The 23,223-nt window shown below is 63.9% G+C and carries 18 protein-coding genes; 7 read left to right on the plus strand and 11 right to left on the minus strand.

From position 1 onward, the window contains the following. Positions 1–29: 29 nt before the first annotated feature. The 9 genes from Q4C89_RS04905 to Q4C89_RS04945 all read right to left on the minus strand — a co-directional run bounded on the left by Q4C89_RS04905 (position 30) and on the right by Q4C89_RS04945 (position 7,593). Positions 30–569, minus strand: coding sequence for an orotate phosphoribosyltransferase (locus Q4C89_RS04905; RefSeq protein ID WP_303101486.1), 540 nt, complete (start codon positions 567–569; stop codon positions 30–32). A 2-nt stretch (positions 570–571) separates the two neighbouring features. Then, positions 572–2,674, minus strand: coding sequence for a phenylacetic acid degradation bifunctional protein PaaZ (gene paaZ / locus Q4C89_RS04910; RefSeq protein ID WP_303101487.1), 2,103 nt, complete (start codon positions 2,672–2,674; stop codon positions 572–574). A 19-nt stretch (positions 2,675–2,693) separates the two neighbouring features. Continuing rightward, entirely contained in the window at positions 2,694–3,185 is a 492-nt protein-coding gene (locus tag Q4C89_RS04915) for a PIN domain-containing protein (RefSeq protein ID WP_303101488.1), read from the minus strand. Further along, entirely contained in the window at positions 3,172–3,909 is a 738-nt protein-coding gene (locus Q4C89_RS04920) for a hypothetical protein (protein ID WP_303101489.1), read from the minus strand. Before Q4C89_RS04920 ends, Q4C89_RS04915 begins: the two co-directional genes overlap by 14 nt. Positions 3,910–4,031: 122 nt before the next feature. Then, entirely contained in the window at positions 4,032–4,541 is a 510-nt protein-coding gene (gene paaD, locus Q4C89_RS04925; RefSeq protein WP_303101490.1) for a 1,2-phenylacetyl-CoA epoxidase subunit PaaD, read from the minus strand. Between the two features lie 20 nt (positions 4,542–4,561). Beyond that, positions 4,562–5,326 (minus strand): 1,2-phenylacetyl-CoA epoxidase subunit PaaC, encoded by a 765-nt coding sequence (paaC, locus tag Q4C89_RS04930; RefSeq protein WP_303101491.1) that lies wholly within the window; start codon positions 5,324–5,326, stop codon positions 4,562–4,564. Then, complete coding sequence (locus Q4C89_RS04935) at positions 5,323–5,898, minus strand: phenylacetic acid degradation protein (RefSeq protein WP_303101492.1); 576 nt, start codon at positions 5,896–5,898, stop codon at positions 5,323–5,325. The genes paaC and Q4C89_RS04935 overlap by 4 nt, the downstream gene beginning before the upstream one ends. 128 nt (positions 5,899–6,026) lie before the next feature. Next, positions 6,027–6,989, minus strand: coding sequence for a 1,2-phenylacetyl-CoA epoxidase subunit PaaA (paaA, locus tag Q4C89_RS04940; RefSeq protein WP_303101493.1), 963 nt, complete (start codon positions 6,987–6,989; stop codon positions 6,027–6,029). Positions 6,990–7,125: 136 nt separating this feature from the next. Then, positions 7,126–7,593, minus strand: a complete 468-nt coding sequence (locus tag Q4C89_RS04945) for an S-ribosylhomocysteine lyase (RefSeq protein ID WP_303101494.1) — start codon at positions 7,591–7,593, stop codon at positions 7,126–7,128. A 35-nt stretch (positions 7,594–7,628) separates the two neighbouring features. Here Q4C89_RS04945 and lspA point away from each other — a divergent pair, with 35 nt between their 5' ends. Continuing rightward, the gene (gene lspA / locus Q4C89_RS04950; RefSeq protein WP_303101495.1) at positions 7,629–8,168 is read left to right on the plus strand and encodes a signal peptidase II; all 540 of its coding nucleotides are present in this window, start codon (positions 7,629–7,631) and stop codon (positions 8,166–8,168) included. A gap of 65 nt (positions 8,169–8,233) precedes the next feature. On the opposite strand, the gene Q4C89_RS04955 is transcribed toward lspA, so the two are convergent. Continuing rightward, positions 8,234–8,503 (minus strand): GlsB/YeaQ/YmgE family stress response membrane protein, encoded by a 270-nt coding sequence (locus Q4C89_RS04955; protein ID WP_303101496.1) that lies wholly within the window; start codon positions 8,501–8,503, stop codon positions 8,234–8,236. A gap of 416 nt (positions 8,504–8,919) precedes the next feature. On the opposite strand from Q4C89_RS04955, the gene thrB reads away from it, so the two are divergent. Beyond that, a complete protein-coding gene (gene thrB / locus Q4C89_RS04960) occupies positions 8,920–9,837 on the plus strand; it encodes a homoserine kinase (protein WP_303101513.1) in 918 nt (305 codons plus the stop codon). Between the two features lie 52 nt (positions 9,838–9,889). Here the strand turns inward: thrB and Q4C89_RS04965 are convergent, their stop codons facing one another. Continuing rightward, on the minus strand, positions 9,890–11,104 hold the full coding sequence (locus tag Q4C89_RS04965) for a VWA domain-containing protein (RefSeq protein WP_303101497.1): 1,215 nt from the start codon (positions 11,102–11,104) through the stop codon (positions 9,890–9,892). Positions 11,105–11,487: 383 nt separating this feature from the next. On the opposite strand from Q4C89_RS04965, the gene Q4C89_RS04970 reads away from it, so the two are divergent. From Q4C89_RS04970 to Q4C89_RS04990, 5 genes are all read left to right on the plus strand, one after another. Next, on the plus strand, positions 11,488–11,982 hold the full coding sequence (locus tag Q4C89_RS04970; RefSeq protein ID WP_303101498.1) for a hypothetical protein: 495 nt from the start codon (positions 11,488–11,490) through the stop codon (positions 11,980–11,982). Positions 11,983–12,047: 65 nt separating this feature from the next. Then, entirely contained in the window at positions 12,048–14,360 is a 2,313-nt protein-coding gene (locus Q4C89_RS04975) for a hypothetical protein (RefSeq protein ID WP_303101499.1), read from the plus strand. Positions 14,361–14,500: 140 nt separating this feature from the next. Next, positions 14,501–17,272 carry a DUF11 domain-containing protein gene (locus Q4C89_RS04980; RefSeq protein WP_303101500.1) on the plus strand — a complete coding sequence of 924 codons (2,772 nt, stop codon included), beginning with the start codon at positions 14,501–14,503 and terminating at the stop codon, positions 17,270–17,272. Positions 17,273–17,321: 49 nt separating this feature from the next. Continuing rightward, entirely contained in the window at positions 17,322–22,118 is a 4,797-nt protein-coding gene (locus Q4C89_RS04985; RefSeq protein ID WP_303101501.1) for a DUF11 domain-containing protein, read from the plus strand. 112 nt (positions 22,119–22,230) lie between these two features. Then, the gene (locus Q4C89_RS04990) at positions 22,231–23,163 is read left to right on the plus strand and encodes a DMT family transporter (protein ID WP_303101502.1); all 933 of its coding nucleotides are present in this window, start codon (positions 22,231–22,233) and stop codon (positions 23,161–23,163) included. The last annotated feature ends 60 nt before the right edge of the window (positions 23,164–23,223 follow it).

Genomic DNA, 23,223 nt, shown 5'->3' on the forward strand with positions numbered 1-23,223 from the left:
ACGTCGAGCAGGTCGAGCCATGCCTAAGTCTAATCGTTAAGTTCCTTGTACTTAGCTGCGGCAGGCAAATCTTCTCTGGCGAAGTTGCGAAAGGGGGCCTGGGCGAGCGTCATCAGCTTTTCACCTTGCATTCCGGCACGACTGATCCACGCTGAAACACCCAGAATCTCGTGCCCCTGGCCCCTCAGAAAAGCCAGTGCAGCGCGGGCATCTGTGCCCGTACAAATTAAATCGTCCACGTAGACGACCTTTTCTGGTATCGCGGGGATATTCATGCGGTGCCAGACAGGTTCAGGGTGCAAAGACAGATAAGCCACCGCTTTACCCAGGTGCCGCGCAACAAAAGAGGCCAGTACCGCCCCGCACGCAGGCGCACCGACCACCAAAGTCGCTCCTGGAAAGGCCTGAGCTATGGCTTTCGCCTGCTCCTGGGCCACCATGTCAAGTAGTGCTGGGTGCCTGAACACACTTCCCTTCTCAATCCAGCCGTTGCTGTAAAGACCGTTGCGGAAGTGTGTCAGGCCGCGCCGAATACCGCCGCATTCCTCCAGAAGCTGAAGTAATTCCATGCTTACGCCTTCCCTCCTTCCCTTCCTGCATCCTCCACCGGATCAAACTCATCCCGCCCGCGTTCCACCAGCGTCAGGATGTCGTAGGTCGCTACCAGCACCTCGTCCTGATTACGGATTTCGGCGTGCCATTCTACGACCCCCGTCGGGCGCGTCTCGCCGGGGCGCAGGTCCTTGCGAATCTTGCGCTTGCAGGTCAGGCGGGTGCGGATGGTGTCGCCGATGCCCACAGGCTCCACAAAGCGCAGGTTTTCCAGCCCGTAGTTTGCCAGCACCGGCCCAGGCGCGGGCGAAACAAATTGCCCAGCGGCGGCGGAAATCAGGAAATAGCCGTGCGCCACCCGCTTGCCAAAAATCCCTTCTTTCGCGCCAATGTCGTCCACATGGGCATAAAAATGGTCACCCGTGAGCGCAGCAAAGTTCACGATGTCGGCCTCGGTCACGGTGCGGCGGTGGGTCAGCAGGCTGTCGCCGACCTGAATCTGGTCGAAGGTCTTGCGGAAGGGGTGAACCACGTCCTCGTGCACCGCCGCGCCGGGGACGTGCTCGCGGGTAATGGCGGCGAGGGTGGTGGGGTCGGCCTGCACCGCCACCTTGTTCATGTGGTGCTTGACGCCCGCCAGGCCCGCCAGTTCCGCGCCGCCACCCGCCCGACCAGGGCCACCGTGCAGGAGCTGAGGCAGCGGCGAACCGTGGCCCGTGCTTTCCTTCGCGTCGTCACGGTTGAGCACCAGCACTCGCCCGTGCGTACTGGCGATGCCCAGCACCAACTCGGTAGCCTCGCTGCGGTCATGCGTGATGACGGAGGCGGCCAGGCTTCCGCGTCCCATTTTCGCCAGTTTGATGGCGTCGTCCAGCGTGTCGTAGGGCATCAGGGTCGCCACTGGCCCGAAGGCTTCCAGTTCGTGCGGCCCCTTCACGGTCAGCGGGTCGCGGCACAGAAGCAGTGTGGGGTCAAGGAATGCGCCTTTCTCGCGGTCGCCGCCCAGCAGCTCGGACTCGCCACCAATCACGATTTCGGCGTCCTGCTTGAGCTTTTCCAGCGTCTCGCGCACGCGCTGGCGCTGCTCCACGCTGACCAGTGCGCCCATTCGCACGTCGTCGCGGGCGGGGTCGCCTACCGTCACCTTCGCCAGCTCCTTTTTCAGTGCGTCCACTACAGCATCTACCATGTGACGCGGCACCAGCGGGCGGCGGATGGCGGTGCATTTCTGGCCCGCCTTGCCCGTCATCTCGCGGGCGACTTCCTTCACGAACAGGGCAAATTCGGGGTCTTCGGGCTTCACGCTCAGGCCCAGCACGGAGGCATTCAGGCTGTCGGCCTCCACGCTGAAGGGCACGGCGCGGGCCACGATGTTGGGGTGTACGCGCAGCTTGTTGGCTGTCGCCGCCGACCCCGTGAAGGCCAGCATGTCCTGTTCTTCCAGGTGGTCAAGCAGGTCGCCTGGCTCACCCGTGACCAGTTGCAGCGCCCCTTCCGGCAAGATGCCCGACGCCACGATGTCGCGCACCATCCGCTCGGCCAGGTACGCGGTCTGCGGCGCGGGTTTCACCAGGCTGGGCATCCCCGCGATGAACGACGGCGCAAATTTTTCCAGCATGCCCCAGATGGGAAAGTTGTAGGCGTTGATCTGCACCGCCACGCCCTCACGCGGCACCAGAAGGTGACGGGCCATGAAGGTGCCGCCTTTGCCCAGCGTTTCCACCTTGCCATCGGGCAAAAAGCGCTCGTCGGGCAGTTCGCGCCGTGCCATGCTGCTGTACGCGAACAGTGTGCCGATGCCGCCTTCAATGTCCACCCAGCCGTCGCGCCGCGTGGCCCCGGTCAGCGCGTTGAGGGCGTAGTAGTCCTCTTTGCGCTCCATCAGGTAGGTTGCCAGCGCCCGCAGCATTCGCGCCCGCGTGTGGAAGGTCAGTTTGCGAATCGCCGCGCCCTTTTCACGCCCATAGGCCAGCGCCTGGTCAAAGTCCACGCCCTCGGAGGAAATCACGGCGACGGGGCGGCCATACACGGCGTCAAGCAGGGTTTGGCCTTCGGGGTTGGCGTGCCACTGCCCGTAAACGTAAGAGGCGGGGCGGAGGATTTGGGATGGGGGATTGGTCATGGAGTTTCCTCGGCAATGGTTAGCCTTCCTCTGTATGCCACAGAGGGAAAAGTTCGGTAATCGGTTTACGAATATCCAGAGCGGTCAACGATGTTCCTGCTCTAAACTGACCACAAATATTTTTATCGCAGGTGATGACGCTTTCTACACCTAAAGTGTCGGCAATCGCAACGAGCATCAAATCAATCACACTACGCTCTTTTTCAGGAACTGGAACTTTGAAGATTGTAGGGTGAAGCTGTGTGAGTTCCGCATATCGCAAGGCGGCAGACATATCAAATCCGCAAATCTCGGGATTCAACCCCCCTAAAATGGCTTCTACACCTTCACGCTTTCCTCTGACGGCATACTCTGCCATCACTAATGTCGGCAGGTAAAAGCGGGTTCGACCAGCCTGCAAAGCTTGGGTATAAGCAAATGCATGAGCGTGATGCTCTGCCTTAGGGTTCATCAAATGGACGAGATAAGTAGTGTCAATCAAACAACTAACGGGCAACTCAATTGTAGTCACGACTACCCCTGAGTTGACTGAGCCATTCATCGGGATTCTCAACGTCTGCCCATTTGGGAGCTTCGCGCTCAATCATCTCTTGCAAACTCAGGCGCTTAGGGTAAGTGAGATGCGAACGGTATTTCAGATTTCGCAACTTGCGCCCTTCGTCAAAGGTCTGCTCAGCTTGGACGTCGAAAACGTAACGGTGGTACAGACGCAATTCCTGCACACTACGGCGATCAATGGCGATAATATGGGTATCGCCCGTATCTGCTGCTTGGACATGAATGTTGGGATTCTTTCCCCCCATATTGACGATTTCGCCTGTAATGCTGAGTGTTGTTTTCACCCAGCGCGGTTCCAACGTGTGCAGATTGGCTCCAGTCTCGTGCCCGATTGAGACTAAACGTACATCGTCACGCTCTACGCTCATATTCAAACGTCCACGCTTGGACGTCCTCTCAAGGGACGTGACGAACTGGTGATAGGGTTCTCCTATTCTCAACTGGGGTTGTAGGGCTGCATACGCAAGTTGTGCGGCTGTCGTGATAGGTAGTGGTGTGACGACTGCGAGAGAACCACGCTCAAATCGCACTGTCACGTCGGTATCACTCTCATCAGTAGAATCAATCAGTTTGTAAAGGGCGTCTAGGACATCCCTAACCTCTTTGAGTGGGGCATTTAGGGGCGAGACTTCCGACCCATCTTGTACACCAGTGATACGAATTTTAAGCTCAGTCATCTTTCCCCTCCTTTCTGTTAATAACAGAATCAATTATTATTCTGGCAGATTTGACACCCCATTTCCTTACTCCCTTCTGCTCAGGCTGGGGCGGGGTTGAGGGCTTCACGTTTCACTCCCACTCAAACGCTCTTAAAACCCTCGAACGGCTCTTTGCAACTGCCGCACACATACAGCCGCTTGCACAGCGTGGAGCCGAAAGAGGCGGTCAGGTTCACGTCAAAGCTGCCGCAGCGGGGGCAACGGGTCGGCTCTGGCTCCAGCGTCAGCAGCATCTCACCAGCGGGGGCAGGCGGCGCAATCCCGTACTGGCGCAGGCGTTCGCGGGCGTCGGGCAAAATCGCGTCGGTGGTCCACGGGGGCGTAAGCGTGCTTCTGACTTCCACGTCCTGCACGCCCAGCCCACGCACGGCGTCCTCAATGCTCTGGCGAATCACATGCAGCGCGGGGCAACCGCTGAAGGTGGGCGTAAAGGTCACGCTCACGCGCTCGCCGTCCACTTCCACCTCGCGCACCATGCCCATGTCCACGATGGAAACGACGGGGATTTCGGGGTCGGGGACTTGGGCGAGGGCCGCCCAGATGGTTGATAGTTGATGGTTGATGGTTGATGGTTCGGCCTCTTTGTCCATCAACCATTGACCATCAACTATCACCAGCTCTCCGCGTTCGGCACTTCCCGCGCCACTTTCTGCATCGTTGCCAGCAGCGGGACGAGGTGCTCGGTGTGATTTTCGCGGCTGGGGCCAGGGAAGGCTTCGCGGGACATCCGCAGGGCGCATTTGTCTTGCAGGTGGCGTACCATCAGGGCTTCCCAGCGCCCGCGCACGGCGGCAATGTCGGGGAGAATGCCTGCCTCCACCAGTTCGGCCTCGCCCTCTACCGTCTGGAACAGTTGCGCCGCATAAGGCCACAATTCTTCCAGTGCCTTTTGCGTGCGCCTCTGGCTTTCTTCGGTGCCGAGGGCCAAACGCTCGACCCACAGCGCGGTGTGTTGCAGGTGGAATTTTTCCTCGCGTAGCGCCTTCTGTGCGACTTCCGCCAGCGGCGTGTAAGTGCTTTGGGCGGCCGCTTCCAGCCACAGCGCCTCATAAGCGTCGTACAGGAATTGCCTCACCATCGTGGTGGCCCAGTCGCCTTTGGGAAGTTCTACCAAGCGGGTGTTGGTGTACTCGGCGGCCTTGCGGAACATGGCGACGCGGTCAGGGTCGGAGCCGTCCAGCTCGGAGCGCAGGCCCAAGTACAGCAGCGCGTGGCCCAGTTCGTCCTGCGCGATGTTGGCAAGAGCGATGTCCTCTTCCAGGATCGGCGCGTGGCCCGTCCATTCGCCGTCACGGTGCGCCAGAATGATTTCGTCGTCGGCAAGGGCGGTCAGCTTGCGAATCAGGGCTTCTTTTTGCGTGCCAGTCAGTGTCATTGTTCTCCCCTCTGGCGACTGGGAATCAGCCCCTCGCGCTTGAATTCCGAGATGTGCCTGCCGATGGTGCCGTAGTACTGTTGCTGCTTGTAGGTTTTCTCGGCGGCGGGGGCAAACCAGCTTTCGACCGTGCCCGCGTCGTCAGCGGTGGCGACTTTGGCGCTGTCGGGAAAGACCAGCCACGCCAGCGCGTCGGCGTGTGCTTCCTGCGCCTGCTTCAGCGCGTCGCCTGCGCCCGTAGCCTCCACCGTGCCGACCAAATCCACGAAGGTCATGGAGCGTTTGTGCGACTTCTTCACACCGACGTGGTAGGTGCCTGCTGCGCCCGCCGTCTGCAAAAGCTGCGGCTTGCCCGCGAGTTCTTCGGGGGTGGCGGTCAGAATGTCTTCTTCGCGCACGGCCCACAGGCTCACGGCAGCGGGGCGGCGCACAAAGACGTTGCGGGCGGTCAGCAGCGCGTGCTCGGGGTCGCCCGCGTGGACGCTGCCCACCGCCTGATAGGGGCGCTTGTCGGTGTCCTGCTTGAAGACTTCCCAGCGGGGCCATTGGGTATCGGGGTTGGGTTGGGTCATGTTGTCTTCTCCAGTAAAAAGACCCCTCACCTCTTGCTTTGCAAGGCCCTCTCCCCCAGGAGAGGGAGAAATGACCCTCTACCAGGGGAGAGGGCCTGCCGTCAGGCAGGGGTGAGGGGTTTTTAATTTCAGTCCGCCGCTTCCGCGCCCCTGCGCTGCATATAAGCTTCCAGCGCCTCACGCACCCAAGCGCCCTCGTCCTGCGCGGCCTGACGGGTGGCCAGCCGCTCATCGCCCAGCCCCCGCTCGCCCTTAATCACGGCCCAGAACTCGTCCCAGTTGATCGGGCCGTGCTTCCAGTTGCCGTCCGCGTCCTGGTGCAGTGCGGGGTCGGGGATGGTCAGGCCCGCTTCGATCAGTTCGGGGGCGTGTTCGTTGAGGAACTCCTGGCGCACCTCGTCGTTGGTCTTGAGCTTGATGCCCCATTTGCTGAGAACCCCCGTGTTGGGGCTGTCGGCATCGTGCGGCCCCAGCATCATCAGGGCGGGCCACCACCAGCGGTTCAGGGCGTCTTGCGCCATCCGCTTTTGCTCGGGCGTGCCCTGGGCGTACAGCACGATCATTTCCTTGCCCTGCTTGTGGTGGAAGGTTTCTTCGCTGCAAATACGAACCATTGCGCGGCTGTAGGGGCCGTAGGAGCAGCCCGCCAGCATGGTCTGGTTCTTGATGGCGGCGCCGTCCACCAGCCAGCCGATCATGCCCACGTCGGCCCAATTCATGGTGGGGTAGTTGAAGATGGAAGAGTATTTGGCCTTACGGGTCAGCAGCGCCTCGGTCATCTCCTCGCGGGAAATCCCCAGTGTTTCGGCGGCGTGGTAAAGGTACTGGCCGTGACCCGCCTCGTCCTGCACCTTCGCCAGCAGGATGGTTTTGCGCCTCAGCGTCGGCGCTTTGTCGATCCACTCGCCTTCGGGAAGCATCCCGACGACTTCGGAGTGGGCGTGCTGCGAAATCATGCGGATGAGCTGGCGGCGGTACTCGGCGGGCATCCAGTCGCCCGGTTCGATTTTCTCGCCTCGCACGATACGGGCCTCGAAAGCGGCGTGCTGCTCGGCGGTTTCCCCTGCGGAAATGTGCTTGGGCTGGGTCATGACGACACCTCCATTTTGAGATGACGACATTCTACCTAACGCCCGTTAGGTTGTTTGTAAGCTGGGTAGGCCGGTAGCCAAAAGCAGATGGCAGATGGCCCTCCTTCAAAAGCCACCTGCCATCTGCCCCCAGCCGTCAGCGTTCCAGCAGCACCGTCTCCTGCACCTTCAGCCCCTGAGTCAGCACGTCGCGGGCGTGTTGCCGGGCGGCGTTCAGGTCGTGGTCGCGGTAGTTGCCGCATTCCAGTTCGCTCACGCCAGGAATGGGGCGGTCATGGTCAGCCGTGTCTTTCAGCGCCTTTTCAAACGCCTGCATCACGCCCTGCTCGTCGGGTTCGCCAATCACTGCCATGTACATTCCCGTGCGGCAGCCCATCGGGGACACGTCCACCACGTTTTCCAGGTGGTCGCGCATGTAGCCCGCCAGCAGGTGCTCCAGCGTGTGCAGCGCGGCGGGGTCAATGGTGGCCTGGTTGGGTTGCAAGAAGCGCAGGTCGTATTTGGAAATCTGGTCGCCCTTGGGGGTGGTTTTCACGCCTGCCAAGCGGACATAGGGAGCCTTGACTTTGGTGTGGTCGAGGTCGAAGGATTCAACATTTGCCATATCCCCTATTGTGCCGCGTTCACGGCCCTCAGAAGGTGACCCGTATACTGCCCGGTGTGACCGCCCTGCGCCGCTTTCCCCTCTGGTTTCCGATTGTCCTGACGCTGCTTCTGGTTGCGCTCGACCAGTGGCTCAAGGCCTGGGCCGTGGGGAATCTGCTTCAGGGAGCCGACCCGATTCCGTTTATTCCGGGGCTGGTGGACTGGGAACTGACCTACAATACGGGCGCGGCCTGGAGCATGTTCAGCGGCAGCGCGGGCGTGCTGGCGCTGGGACGAATGCTGGTGGGATGCGGCATCCTGGGCTACCTGCTGTGGAAACCGCAGGGCCGCTTTCTGACGGTGGTGCTGTCCATGATTGCGGCAGGGGCCATCGGCAACGCCATAGACGGACTGCGCCAGGGCAAAGTGACCGACATGATTCACTCGCCCATCCTGAGCGCCGTGACCGAGGCCATCAACGGCAGCCGCTTTCCCATTTTCAACATCGCCGACATGTGCGTCGTCGGCGGCACGCTGCTCTTGCTGGTTGCGAGTTTTCTGCCGGAATCCCGCAAGAGCCCAGCCGAAACCTGAAGCTGAGCCAAAAAAAATTCGCCAGGCTCCCCAAACGGGAGAAGCCTGGCGAATTGGCGTAGGACTCAGCGCAGAATCTTGAGGGCCTTGAGGATGGCGATCAGGATGACGCTGCCGATCACGCCCCAGACGATGCTGAGGAAGTTGAACCCGTTGCCAGCGGCGTAGGAGCCGCCGATACGCAGCAGGTCACCGAAAACGAACTGAGCGAGCAAAGCGCCCACGATACCGATCAGAATGTTGGCGACTGCGCCCTGCTGGGCGTCCGTTTTCATGATCATGCTGGCGAGCCAGCCGCAAAGTGCACCAACCAAAATCGTAATAATCCAACCCATGTTCCTGTCCTCCGTATGTCAAGGCGAAAATGAAAGAAAACCGCCGAGCGAGGGCTTTCTTCCTGTTGCTGTGCTTAGGAGCATGGGTTGTACCCCCCCTCGACATCGTAGACTGGCACACTTTCTAAGCGCCTCACCAACGAGGGATGGATGTCCCGCAAATACTTGAGCGGTAGAGGTGGGATTGTGGGCAGAGGCACCCCTCATTTCTGACGCCGCTTTATGACAAGGGCTCGTCCAGCGGTGTCCCTGTCTTGTCCGACGCAACGGTTCTGACCGCGTCGCCCGCTAGGATGACTGTACCTGCCCTGCGGGGCGACAGGAGAGAACATGTCCGGACTGCGCGTACCCGAAAAGACCCTGAGGCTCCAGTGGCCGAACAAGACCGCCGCGCCCGTATTCCAGGCGGCGCAGGCATGAGCGGCGCGAGGTTTACCGTCCGTGCGCCCGCGTCAAGCGCCAACCTCGGCCCCGGCTTCGACAGCTTGGGCCTGAGCGTGCCGCTCTACACCACCTTGCGCGTGACCTCGCAGGACGTGACCGAGATCGTTCCGCTGGGGCCGGAACTGGAAGGCACGCCCGCCGACGAGAGCAACTATGTCTACCGGGCCATGCTGCTGGCAGCGCGGCGGGTGGGACGTGACCTTCCGCCTGCCCGCATCGAAATCGAGACTGAAGTGCCGCTGGCACGGGGCCTGGGCAGCAGCGCGGCGGCCCTGGTCGCGGGCGTGGTGGCGGGCAACGAGCTGCTGGGCCGCCCGCTGGACGACGAGGCGCTGCTGGACGTGACGGCGCGGGAAGAAGGCCACCCCGACAACGTGGCCCCGGCCCTGTTCGGCGGCATCGTGGTCGCCACACTCGACAAGCTCGGCACCCATTACGTGCGGCTCGACCCGCCCGCGCACCTCGGCGTCACGGTGCTGATTCCCGACTTCGAGCTTTCGACCAGCAAGGCCCGCGCCGTGCTGCCCCGCGAGTACAGCCGCGCCGACACGGTTCACGCCTTGTCACATGCAGCTTTGCTGGCGGCGGCACTGTCGCAGGGGCGACTCGACCTGCTGCGCCACGCCATGCAGGACTACGTGCATCAGGTCTGGCGGGCGCCGCTGGTGCCGGGGCTGAGTGACATCCTCGAACACGCCCACGAATACGGCGCTCTGGGCGCGGCCCTCTCCGGCGCGGGGCCGACGGTGCTGTGCTTCCACGACCAGCGGCAGAGCACGGCGACACTGCACGGTTACCTCAGCGGCGTGATGAAGAAAAACGGGCTGGAAGGCCGCGTGCAGGATTTCCCGATAGACACGGCGGGAACTATTGTGGAGCGGGAAGAGTAGAGGGTGGAGGGCAAAGGGCCAAGCCCTTGACTCTCCACCCTTTTCCCTCCCCTCAGTTCATCACTTTGGTTTTGTTGGTCATGAAGTCCTGCAACACGTACTGCCCGATGTTCTGCGGAGTCGTGAAATACGCCTTGCCCCGCGTCATTTCCGAGACCCGCTGCACGAAACCGACCAGTTCGGGGTCACGGGCGAGCATGAAGGTGTTGATCTGAATTCCGCTGCGGCGGCAGTTGGCGACTTCGCGCAGGGTGGTGCCCAGCACGTAGGGGTCGAGGCCATACGGATTTTTGTAGATGCGTCCGTCGGGCAGCGTGAGGGCCGAGGGTTTGCCGTCGGTAATCATCACGATCTGCTTCATGTCCTTGTTTTCACGCTTGAGGAGTTGCTGGGCCAGCCGCAGCCCGCCCGCCGTGTTGGTGTGGTAAGGCCCGATTTGCGCCTGCGCCAGCTTGGAAATCGGCACTTCCTCGGCGCTGTCGTGGAACAGCACGAACTTGACCGTATCGCCGGGGTACTGCGTCCGAATAAGGTGCGCGAGGGCCAAGGCGACCTGTTTGGCGGGTGTAAACCGGTCCTCGCCGTAAAGAATCATGGAGTGCGAGCAGTCGAGCAGCACCACCGTCGCCGCCGAGGAGTTGTACTCGGCTTGCCGAATCACCAGATCCGATTCCTCCAGCTGGTCGAAGCCCTTGGAAATCACGTTGCCCAGCGTGGCGGTGGTGTCCAGGTTGAGGGTGTCGCCGAACTCGTAATTCTTGAGTTCGCCCGTCATTTCCACGCCGCTGGCGTACTCGCGGGTGTCGTGTGCGCCTGCGCTGGAGCGGCCCAGGCCCCCCATCAGGTCACGTAGCGACTTGTAGCCCAGAAAGTCGATGCTCTTGTCGGTGAGTTGAAAGGTGGACTGCCCAGGGTCGCCCGCACCGCCGCCCTGCCCGCTGTCGTCGTCGAATTCCTTGCGGATGAAACCGTCTTGCTGCAACTTGTCCATCAGCCGCTCAATCTGCTGGCCCAGCGCGGTTTCGCGCACGTCGTCGGACTGCAAGGCTTCGAGCAGTTGCTCTTCGGGAATCATGTTGCGCTCGGCCAGCGCCTCCAGAATGGCGTCGAACAGGTCGTCCATCGTGGGCCGGGCGTTGGGGTCGGGGTCCCAGGGGTCGTTCATGCCCTGGCCCAGCAGCGCCTCCTGAATCATCTGCATCAGTTCGGAGGACTCGAGTTGGTCAAGTTCGCCTTCAAATTTGCTGTAGCGCGTGATGCGTACCATAGTCTTCGCCCCCTAGTCTCCCCCAGCATGCCGCAGATGGTTGTCAGAATTTGTAAGGTTGCCCGGCCCGGCACCCCAGCACTCCCCCTGAACGGGGGCAGGCATGCCCAACCAGCGCCAGAGCACCGCCACATCATCTAAAAGAGAGGTTTTTCATGCTGCTGCCGTGTTGTGAGAAGGATGGGAGGGGACCCTTTTTGATGAGTCTCTGAGCCTCGGAGAGGCGTAAGGGGGAGAAACGCCCCCAAAACCGTGAGCCGACCGACCATTTCCGGCTGCGTGAGCGGTAAGCCGCATGTAAGATGCTGCTCCTTAAGCTATGCCTGTCGCTGAGGCTTGCCTGCGGAGAGCAGCCCCCGATGTGACGTGCGTAAGGAGCCGATATGAAACCTCAAACTCTTTTGCTTCTGCTGACTCTGCCTGCGGGCGCAGCACTGGCACAGGGCAGCAGCCCGATTAGCCTGACCCTGCAGCAGAGCCTCGTGACCACGGTCAAGAACGGGGACAAGGTGGTCGAGAAACTGACCCCCAACCCCAAGGACGTGCTTCCGGGGGCCACCTTGAGCCAAGTGGTCACGGCCCGCAACCTGTCTGACAAGACGTTCCGCAATGTCGTGGTCAGGCTGCCGGTGCCCAAGGGAACGGTTTATGTCGGTCCCGAAGCGCTGAACTCGGCGGTGCCTGCCGAATACTCGATTGACGGCGGCAAGACCTTTTCTGCGCAGCCCAAGCGCCGGGTGACGGTGACCGAAAACGGCAAGACCGTGACCCGCGAAGTCGTCGCCAGCCCCAACGAGTACAACGTCGTGCGTTGGACCCTTCCCACCCTTGACGCCAAAGCCGAAAAGAAAGTCGGTTTCCGTATCAAGGTCCGCTAAGCCTCACTCTTCACTGACCCATTGCTGCTCAGACCCGGTAGAGGTCTCTGCCAGGAGGATATGAAATGAAACTCAACACCAAAGTTCTCGCCCTGATGGCTGCTCTCGCCGCCGGCGCCGCTTCTGCGGCCACCACCGAAACCACCGCTGGCACCACCATCAGCAACACCGCCTCGGCTGAATTCACCGACCCCACCAACCCCACCAGCACCACGCCCCTGACCGCCACCTCGAACACCGTCAACACCACGGTGCTGCCCAAGCCCGGTTTCGACATCGTGTACACCGACGGCACGGCGGACGGCAACACGCTGGACAACACTCCCAAGGTCGTGACGGGCGCAACCCCCGGTCAGGTCATCTCGACGGCCTACAGCATCGTCAACACGGGTAACGTCGCTCTGGACGTCGTGCTGAACGACGATACCACCGGCAGCGCCGACGGTCAGACTGTGAAGTACTACTACGTCAACGCCGACGGTAGCCGTGGCGCAGAAATCCCTGCTGGCAGCGCGGTCACCGTGGCGGCGGACAACCCCGCTACCACCGCTGACGAAGGCCTCGTGAAGTTTGTCCAAGTCATCACGCTGCCCAGCGACCCCACCAAGATTTCTCCCACCAGCGTCTTCGGTGCTTCGCCCGAAGGTAGCGTGAGCGGTACGGCCAGCACCGACCTGCTGACCCAGCCCGGCAACGGCGTGCCTACCGGCACCACCCTCCTGGAAGAGGACAAGGCCGCCAACACCGACCTCCAGTTCACCAAGGTGACGGTCTACGCTCCCGCGCTCGACAACAACCCCAACACCAGCACCACCACCCCTGTGGACAGCGCTGGCAACCCCATCACCGACACCACCAAGATTCCCCCGGTCACGTCGGTGGACGTCCCCACCCTGCCCGTGGGCACCACTGGCGACAACACCCCCGTCGTCAACACCCCCGGCTATGTCACCCCCTCTGCGCCTGCTGGCGACCCCACCCCAGGCGGTACGCCCATCGCCCCCAACGTGTCGGGTGACGTGCAGATTGCTTACCCCAAGGCCGACACCAACACCACCCCTGACACCGTGGTGTTCACCAACACCCTGACCAACACGGGTGGAGCCGCCGACAAGGTGCAACTGTTCCCCGCGCTGGCTGACGGTACCCCCGACCCCGCCTACACCTTCGACCCCAACACCGGCACCTTCACCAACAGCACCACCGGCGTGACCGTGCGCTTCCTCGACCCCATCACCGGGCAGCCCATCCCCGTTTCGACGGATGCCACCGACCCCACCAAGGCCACCTACCCCACCGTGAACGTGCCCAACGGCTCTACCGCCGTGTACCGCACCGAAGTCACTTACCCCGACACCAACGACAGCGACCCCATCCAGCCTGTCACCGTGAAGATCGGTGCCGACTCGCTTAAGGACGCCGACGTGGTGTCCAACAGCACCACCACCAACACCATCCTGCCGCCCGCCGCGCAGTTCGGCGACACCACCCCGGAGCAGGGTGCAGTCAACGATGCCCCCGTGCAGACCGTGAATCCCGGCACGACGGGCAGCCCCACGGCAACCAATGGAATCAACAGCCCCGACGGAAGCGGCACGACTGCCAACCCTGGTGACCGCACCGCCGTGTTCCCCATGGACGTCGCCAACAACGGCCAGTACAACGACAGCTTTACCCTCAGCGGCAGCGTGGACTTCGGCGGCACCACCGTGCCCGTGCTGTACTACGCCGAGGACGGCTCCCTGCTGCCCCGCGTCAGCAACGATGCGACCAGCCCCGACTACAACAAGTTCATCACTCCTGTCGTGGCTCCCGGTGCCGAAGTCAAGGTCTTCGCCGTCGTGGACGTGCCTGCTGGCCAGACCGCCGGTGACTACACGGTTAACCAGACCGCTGTCGGCAACTACAGCACCATCACCATGACCGACAACAACGACATCATCCGCGTCGCTCCGGCGGGCAGCATCGCTGTCGCCAAGTTCGTCGCCAAGAGCGGTGTCGCTCCGGCAAGCAACCCCGTCAACGGGATCGACAACCCCGCCGATTACACGGCCACCGGTGCCAACGGTGCGCTGCCCGGCCAGACCATCAGCTACAAGATTATCGGCAAGAACAACTACAACACGCCCGTCAGCAACTTCAGCCTGTGCGATACGGTGCCCACCAACACCACCTTCGCCAGCATCGCCCTGAACCCTGCTCCCAGCAAGACCATCTACCGCGTGAACGGCGGAACCTGGAGCGCCACTGCTCCCACTGCTGGGCTGGCTGCCGGAACCGTCATCTGCGTGGCTGCCGACACGGACGGCAACAACCTGCCTGACGCTCTGGGTGCTGGCGCGACCCTGACTGCCGACTTCGGCGCGACTGTCAAGTAAGCCTTCTCGCGGGCGCACCTCTGCTATAAGCGGGGTGCGCCTTTGTCGTAAAACAGACTGATTTTTGACTCCCGCGCACATTTGAGTGCCGACCTTCCCCCGCGACCCCTTTTTCTTCGCGGCGCTGTCAGGAGAACCCCATGACCCTCCCCCCCCCCTCGCTGTTGCAACGTTCGAAATCCGTCCTGCTCACGGCTGCCCTCGCTGCCTTCTCTCCGGCCCTGGCCGCGACCCCCGCCGGAACCGTCATCACCAACCAGGCGGTAGCGAAGTTCGACCCCCTGCAACCGGGCGGCGTGACCGAGTCGGAAAGCAACGTGGTGACCACGACGGTGCAGGCCGTGTGCGCCGTCAGCGTGACCGGACTGGGCGGACTGCAAAGGTCGGCCTTGGGCGGCGATCAGGTCACGTTCCGCCTGAAGGTGGTCAATGCAGGCAACGAGCGTAAGGCGCTGCCGTTGAATCTTCAGGCGACGGGCGACTTCGCGGCGCAGCCGACCCTGTACCTTGACAGCAACGGCAACGGGCAGGTCGACTCCGGCGAACTCCCGGTCACGCAACTTGACCTCGACCCCGACGCTGCGGCCTCACTGCTGCTGGTGGTCGGGGTGCCGGAGACCGCACAGGGCGAACTCGGCTTGAGCTTGGTGACCTCGTGCGGTGGGTCAGTGGCCGCCTCGGTGCGCGTGGCGCCGCCGCCCGAACTGCGTATCGCCAAGAGCTTCGAGCCCGCGCAGATGCGCCCCGGACAGGAAACCACGGTCACGGTCACGGTGGACAACCCGGCCAACTACGAGGGCCGCGACGTGGTGCTGACCGACCTGCTGACCGAGCAGATCGCCCAGGGCCTGACCTATGTGCCCGGCAGCGCCCGCGCCAGCCAGGGCGTGCTGGAGTACACCAGCGACGGCCAGAGCTGGAGCGCCCAGCCGGGAGCCGCCGTGGCGGGCCTGCGCGTTCGAGCCGAGCGTTTAGGCGGCATGGAACGGCTGACCCTCACCTTCCGCATGGTCGGACAGGAGAGCGCCGACGGCAAGACCTTCACCAACAACGCCACCGTGCAGACCCCGGCCCGCACCATCGGCACCTCGGCCACGGTAGACGTGCGCTACCGCCCTGGCGTCGCTATCGGCCCGGTGGGACGACCGCTGGCGGCAGAGGACTCTCCCGAGGACCGCCAAACCCGGACCTTTGCGGTGGTGGGCGGGCAGGTCTGCTTCGACCACACCGTCCAGAACACCGGGGACGTGGCCGACAACTTCCGCTTCACGGTGACCTTTCCGCAGGGCAATGCCGAGGCCAGCTTCTACGGTGAAGGGGGTCAGCCGCTGGTGCAGCCGCTGCGCCTGAACCCCGACCAGACGGCGCTGGTGCGCGTGTGCTATGCGCCGTCGGCGGCGGGGGCACTCCACGCCCTGCTGCGCGTCACCGGGGACCGGGGCACCACCAACACCACCCACGACCTGGTGTCCCAGATTGCGGCGGGGCTGCCCGAACTCAAGAAATCGGCTGTGGCGACCACCACCGACGCCGACGGCAAACCCCTGACCCTCGCGCCCGGCCAGACCGTGGCGACGGGCGACACCATCACCTACACGCTGGAGGTCTACAACCCCTACAACATCACCCTCAACGATGTGGTCGTGAGCGACCCGATTCCGGCGCACCTGGACTTCGTTTCGGCAACCGAGGGGGGCAAGCTGTCCGGGGAGGTGGATAACCAGCAGGTGACGTGGGCCATCGCCAGCCTCGCGCCGGGCGAACGCCGCACCTTCAGCTTCGTGACCCGCGTAAGCGCCCGCGCCATTGACGGCGAAAACCTCAAGAACATTTTCCAGCTGGTCTCCACCGAACTACCTCAGCCCACCAGCAGCAACGAGGTCAGCACGCCCGTCTGGAGCGCCAAACTGCTGATCGAAAAGCAGGTGTCGGCCCAGGAAGTGACCTACGGCGAGCGCCTGACCTACACCCTGCGCATCCGCAATACCTCGGAAACCACTCCGGTGGTGGACGCCATCATTACCGATACCCCGGCGCGGGGTCTGGAATACATTCCCGGCACGAGCACGCTGGGCGGTGAGGCCCTGTCTGACCCGACCATTTTGGGTGAAAGCCTCCAGTGGAAAATCAGCAGCATTCCCCCGAAGGGCGAAATCGTCATCACCTACGACACCCGCGTGACCCCCGAGGCGTCGGAGTCGCTGACCAACACCGTGGTGGTCGAGGGGAAGGGAGGAGACGCGGCCCGCTCCATCGCCAGCAACAGGGCGTTGGCCGTGACCAAACTCAACCCGCTCAAGTTCGCGGCCATCTCCGACATCCTGGGCACGGTCTTCGTGGACCGCAACCGCAACGGTCTGTATGACAAGGGCATCGACACCCCGGTCGAACGTGCCCGCGTGCTGCTGGCGGGGGGCCGTCAAGTGCTCACCGACAAGATGGGCCGCTACAAGTTCAGCAACGTGCCGTTCGGCACCCAGGCGCTGCGTCTGGACCCCACGACTACCCCCTACCCACCCCTACACCTCCCCCAAGATGGCGGACTGAGCGGTACCCGTACGGTGAACCTGCGCGGCCTGACCACGCTGGACTTTCCCCTCAGCCCGCTGGCCGGAGAGATAGCCGAACTGCGCCGCACCACCCTCAAGATGGGTGATTTGACCGTCCAGAAGGTCGTTTATGCCCAGCCCGGCAGCCAGAGCTACGTGGTGCAGCTCAAGCTGAGTACCCCCCGCGCCCTTGAGGGCTTCGAATTGACGGACCCCCTGCCGACCGGAGCCGTTTTGAAAGAAGGTAGAAATACCTTGACCTCTAAGCTACAGGCCGGTGAGACAAACCTCACTTACCGCTTCGAATGGGCCGGAGAGCCAAGGGCGGTGACGACAGACCCGGTCGTGCGTTGGAGGTACTAAAGTGAAACCCAAAGCCAAGCGTACAGTCAGTAGCCTCAGCGCCCTGCTTATGGCCGGGACTCTGGCGGGCACCACTGGCCGCGCTCAAGAAATCAGCACCAGTCTGCCCCTGACGAGTGTGGGCGACGAGCTGATGTGGGCTGTGGGAGACCAGACCCTCAACCTGACGGTGCCCGTGACCGGAAGCGTCAAACTCGAACTGTACTCGCCCCGCGTCGATCCGCAGGACTACCGCAGCGACACCTATTTCGGCGACGAAACCTACGGCAAAGACCAGGGCAAGACCCAAGACGGGACCGCGGCGGCCCAGTCCGTGGCGACCACCTTCACCCTGATCGACGCCGAGGGTCAGGAAGTCCTGTCGCGCACCTTCACGCCCGGTCAGCACGAGTGGGAGACCTTCTCCGACCAGGAACTTCCCGCCGGAACCTACCGCCTGCGTGCCCAGACCGAGGGCAACGGCAAGAACACCTTCGCGCTGCGCCTGACCGGTGTGAGTGCCGTCATCAGCGCCGAGCAGCTCTCGGTCAACGTGCGCTCGAGCGACTGGGTTCCGGCCCTGGGCGTCAGCACCGACGGCAGCGGCTACTCGCTGCGGATGTACGACGGCGACGGCCCCGGCGAACTCGAAGCCCGCCTGCGTGACGCCGAGGGCAACGTCTCGCCCCTGAGCGTGAGCGGCGACCTGGCCTGGTCGGACCTGGCTCTGCCGAAAAAGCCGGGCCAGTACGTCGTCGAACTGCGCCAGCCCCAGAGCGCCCAGCAGTACAGCAACACTGTCAGCTTCGGCCTTCAGCATGAGGGCAACAAGTCGCCCATCACGGTGGCGCGGGTGGACCAGACTGGGCAACTGCGCCTGAACGCCGAGTTGCTGCTGCCCACGGGCGCGGTGCCGACCCAGGTCACCGCCTCGGTGGACGGTCAAGCGGTGCAGGTCAGCGGCACCCACCAGCAGACCGTGGCTGCCGGAACCCACACGGTGCAGGTGCAGCCCGTCACTGGCGCGACTGTGCAGGCCGACCGCAGTGAAGTGACCGTCGCCAAGGGCGAAACCGCCGAAGTGCGCGTGAGCGTGCGGCCCCAGGTGAACTTGGAGCTTCGTGCCGAGCGGCCCCAGATCTGTGTGGGCGAAGACGTCGTGCTGGTCGCTGGAGCGAGCACCGCCTATCAGGGCGAGTTGCCGCTCGACCTGCAACTGGATACCCCCGGTTTGACGCTGGACGGCGCGGCCCGCAAAGAAGGTCAACTCAGCGCGGCGCAGCCTGCCGAACTGCGCGTCAGCGGCAAGGCGACGCAGGCCGGGCCGCTGAAGGTGACGGCTCGCCTCGCCCCCTGGGGTCTGGAGCAGCAGGTCGAGGTGCAGGTGCTGCCCGCCGCGACGCAACTGCGCCTGAACCGTGCGCCCCTGGCCGACGCCCAGATCGGTGACGAAGTCGTGGTCCGCCTGAGCGTGACCAACACGGCGGATCAGGCCATGCCGTTTACCCTGACCGACCAACCTGCCGACGGCCTCAAGGCGCTGGAGGCGACCCGCTTCGAGGGCACCCTGGAACCGGGCGAAACCCGCGAACTGAGCTACCGCGCCGAGGTGCTGGCGGCGGGCGTCAGCGAGTGGCAGGCCCAGCTCGACAGCCCAGCGTGCCCTGCGCCCCAGCAGGTCGGCACCCGCCTGAACGTGACTGCCCCCGTGCAGGAAGCGCCCCAGGGCGAGGCTCCCGCAGTCGTGCGCGAAAGCACCATCTCGCTGCCCTTCGACGTGCCGCGTGAAACCAAGCAGGTCATCATCGGTCAGGCGCTGCCTGCGGGCGCGACCTTCGTGGCGGGCAGCACTCGCCTCGACGGTCAACCGGTGGCGGACCCCGTGCGTGGCGCCAGCGGCAAGTTCTACTGGGTGCTGCCCGCGCCTACGGGCAACGGGACCGAGCAGGGCGCGGCCATTCGTGGCTTGCTGTCCTACGACCTGACCCACGCCGACGGCCTGGGGGCCGTTCCAGCGGCTTCCTTGCAAGTCGAACTGAGCGGCAACCGCACCGAAACGCTTCAGGGACAGTTCGATGCCAAGGATCTGCTGAGCGCCACCGCCCTCCAGGCGACCACGGTGCAGGAGGAAAACGAAGGGGCCATCAAGCTGCCTGCCAGCGGCACCGTCTTCCGCATCCGTGACCGCATCAGCGTGACGGTCGAAGCGCCCCAGGGCGTGATTCCGCCCCTCACCGTCAACGGCGTGGCCGTATCCGACGACACCATCGGCACCAACACCCAGGACGGCGTCCGCAACGTTCAGCGCCTGACCTACGTGGGCGTGCCGATCAAGGCGGGGGCCAACGTGCTGCGCTTTCTGGACCAGGAAATCACGGTTTATCTGGTCGGCGCGACGGAAAAGGTCGAACTCAAACCCCTGGCCCTGACCGCCGACGGCAGTTCGCCGCTGCGGGTCCAGGTGCGCGCACTCGACGCGGCGGGCAAGCTGACCAGTCAGCCCACCGTGACGGTTCGCACCAACCTGGAGCCGCGTCTGCCCGACGCCGACCCCAGCGAAGCGGGCTATCAGGTCAAGCTGACCGACGGCCAAGGCGTGCTGGAGCTTCAGCCCCAGGCGTCGCCCGTCACGCTGACGGTGGACGTGGTGCGCGGCGAAAGCCTGCAAGCCTACAAGTACGAAGTCGTGCCGGACCGCAGCCGCGTGGGCGTAGGCGTCGTGAGCGCCACGGTCGGTCTCGACGGCAGCTTTCAGGCCCAGGAGGACCTGTCGTGGCAGGCCCGTGGCTCTTTCGAGGGGCCGGTCGGTTCGGGCAAGCTGTATGTGGCCGCCGACAAGGACGGGCTGCCGACCGACCGCAACACCCTGGTTCGTCACCCGGTCTATGGGGACGCCAGCGTGGAGAGCGTGCCGCTTCAGGGCATCGACCCGGTGGCTTTCAGCTACGACCACCCCAACTTCCGCGTCGCCTACCGCCGCAGCAGCCTGCCTATCGACGTGCTGCCCGTGGGCGAGGAACTGACGGCGCTGACCGCCTACTCCAAGACCAACCCCCAGGTGTCGGCTTTCGTGGCGCTGGTGCCCGAAGACCGCGTGGTCAACAAGCCGCTGACCCCCGAAGGCACCCGTATCCTGCACCTTGCCGACACGGGCATCGCCCTCGGCAGCGAAACCCTGGAACTGGTGACGGTGGAGCGCGACAGCGGCAAGGAACTGCTGCGCGAGAAGCTGGTCCGCAACGTGGACTACGTCATTGACCCGCGCAGTGGCGTGGTGACTTTCAACCGCGCCATCGACCGCCTCGACGCCCAGCTCAACGAGCGCCTCGTCTACGCCAGCTACCGCCTGGACAACCCCCTCGGCAAGCGCCGCACCGTCTACGGTGCCCAGGTCAAGACCGTCGGCAAGAACTACATGGCGGGGGTCGCCGCCGTGCAGATAGACGGTCAGACCACCTTCGGGGCCAAGGCCACCTATCAGCAGGGCAACGTCAAGGCCAACGCGCTGCTGGCCTACTCGGGCGGCGTGCAGGCCTCGGCCGAAGTCAGCACCGTGCTGGCGACCAACCACGACCTGAACTTCCGCGTGCGCTACCAGCAGGAAAGCTATGCGGGCCTCGCTCCCTTCACCCCCGGTCTGGTGGTCAGCGGCAAGTACACCGGACGCCTCAGCCAGCGCCTGAACGTGGTGGCCGACGCCGAATACCGTGACCTGCCCACGCCCCGCCAGAGCGACGTGGAAAATGCTGGACACACCCGTGGCGGCAACGTGACGGCCCGCGCCGTGTATCAGCTCAAGCCCTTCACGGTAGGGGCCGGGGTCAGCTACGCCTTCGGGGACCAGTACGGTCTGGGGCTGGTGGGCAGCGTGGGCTATCAGCAAGGCCCCGTGAGCGTGGACGTGGTGCACACCCAGCCGGTCAGCGGCAACCTGCGCCCCTCCACCGACATCACCAGCCGCTTCAAGGTGCGCGAGAACCTGACCCTGGGCTTCACCGACAAGGTGACCTGGGGCGTGGGGCAGGCAGCCGCCCTCACCCTCGACACCAAGGCCGGAAACGTCAACTACGCGGTGGGCTACGAGCTGCCGACGGCCAGCGGTGCGGGCAACCGCGCCCGTTTCGGCGCGACGACGACCCTGCCGCTGAACCGCAACACAGCGCTCAACCTGCGCGGCAACACCCTGTACGACGTGGGCAAAAAGGCCCTGGAAGTCGGCACGGGCGCGGACATCAACTACAAGTCCGACCGCATCAGCGCCACTGCGGGCACCGACGTGTCCTACCAGAGCGAAAAGGGCTTCGGCGTGGTGCTGCGGGCCGGAGTGACCGGTTCGGTCAGCGACGAACTGACCCTCAACGCGGGCGGCATGGCCGAACTGGGCCAGGGCCGCAACGGGCAGCGCCTGGAAATGGGCTACGCCTACCGGGGCCGCCAGTTCAGCAGCCTGGGTTACGGCCGCTACGTGAACGGGTCGCTCGCGGGCGGCCAGCCTGAACTCTCTTTCGGCGTCAGCGCGGAATACCGCCAGCCGACCTGGGCCGTGCGCGGTGGCGTCGAGAGCCGCACCAAGCTGGACGACCGCGACAGCTTTACCCTTCAGGGTTCGCTGGGCGTGACCTCGTACCTCTCCGACCGCTTTGCGGTGGGGGCCTGGGGCCGGGCGCTGACGCAGCCGGGCAGCCAGACCACCGCCTACGGCTACGGCGTGGAAGGCAGCGTGCGGGCGCTTCCCGGCACCTGGCTCACGGCGGGCTACAACTTCAAGGGCTTCGATGGGCTGGAAAACCCCGCCACCTACACCCGTCAGGGTGCCTACCTCCGGCTGGACCTGACCCTGGACGAAGCGGTCGGACAGCGGAAGTAAAGCGCAAGCCCCCACACAGGCACTCATAAGCAGCGCGCCGTTCCAGAGATGGAGCCTGCGCTGTTCGGCTGGTGACATGGAACACAGTCACGCCGCCCGCTAGACTCGGGAAATGTCCCAGCATTTGCGCGGTATTCTCCTCCTTCTTCTGGTCACCGCCATTTGGGGCAGTACTTTCGCCGTGGTCAAAGTGCTGGGCGAGCTGCTGGCCCCTCCGGTGCTGATCGCGTGGCGCTTTTTTATCGGGGCGCTGGTGCTTTTGCCGCTGCTGCTATGGCGGGGTCAAAGGTCAAGTCAGTCGGAGCCAGTGCAGGAAACCCAGCCCGCTAGGCACTCCCTGTGGCGCGACGGGGCGCTGCTGGGGTTGTGGCTCATCGCGGGGTACGGCACCCAGACCATCGCCCTCCAAACGACCACCGCCAACCGTGCGGCCTTTTTTACGGCCCTGAGCGTGGTGCTGGTGCCGCTGTGGCTCACCTTCGCCCAGCGGCGGCGCATGCCCACGCTGCTGTGGGTCGCCCTCCCGCTGGCGGTGGCGGGACTGGCGCTGCTCTCCTGGGAGGGCGGAAAATGGATGGTGGGCGACCTGTGGGCGCTGGCCTGCGCCGTCACTTACGCCGGGTTTATCGTGACGATGGAAAAGCTGGCGAAGCGACACGCAGCCTTGCCCTTCACGCTGGCGCAAGTGGCGACAGTGGCGGGCTTGGCGCTGTTGTGGGCGTTGCTGAGTGGCGCGGCGCTGTGGCCGCCAGCCGCTGCCTGGGGGCCGCTCCTCTATCTCGGCATCGTGGCGACCGCGCTGACCACCCTGCTTCAAACCCTAGGGCAGCGGCATGTCAGCGCCGCCGAAGCCAGTTTGATTTATGCCCTCGAACCCGTCAGTGCGTCTCTCTTCAGTTACCTGCTGATTGCCGAGAAAGTGGGCGTGCGTGGCGCACTCGGCGGCTTGCTGGTCGTAACCGCCACCGTCCTGAGCAGCCGCGCCGAGGGTCAGGCCCACCCCGAACTTCCTGCTCCGGCAGGGGGGGAAGCCGCCGACCAATAAACGAGCACTCGGTCAGATTCTTGTAAAAAACAAATCTTTCTACCAATTACGCCAAAAACA

The organism is Deinococcus sp., assembly GCF_030523985.1.
GTDB lineage: Bacteria > Deinococcota > Deinococci > Deinococcales > Deinococcaceae > Deinococcus.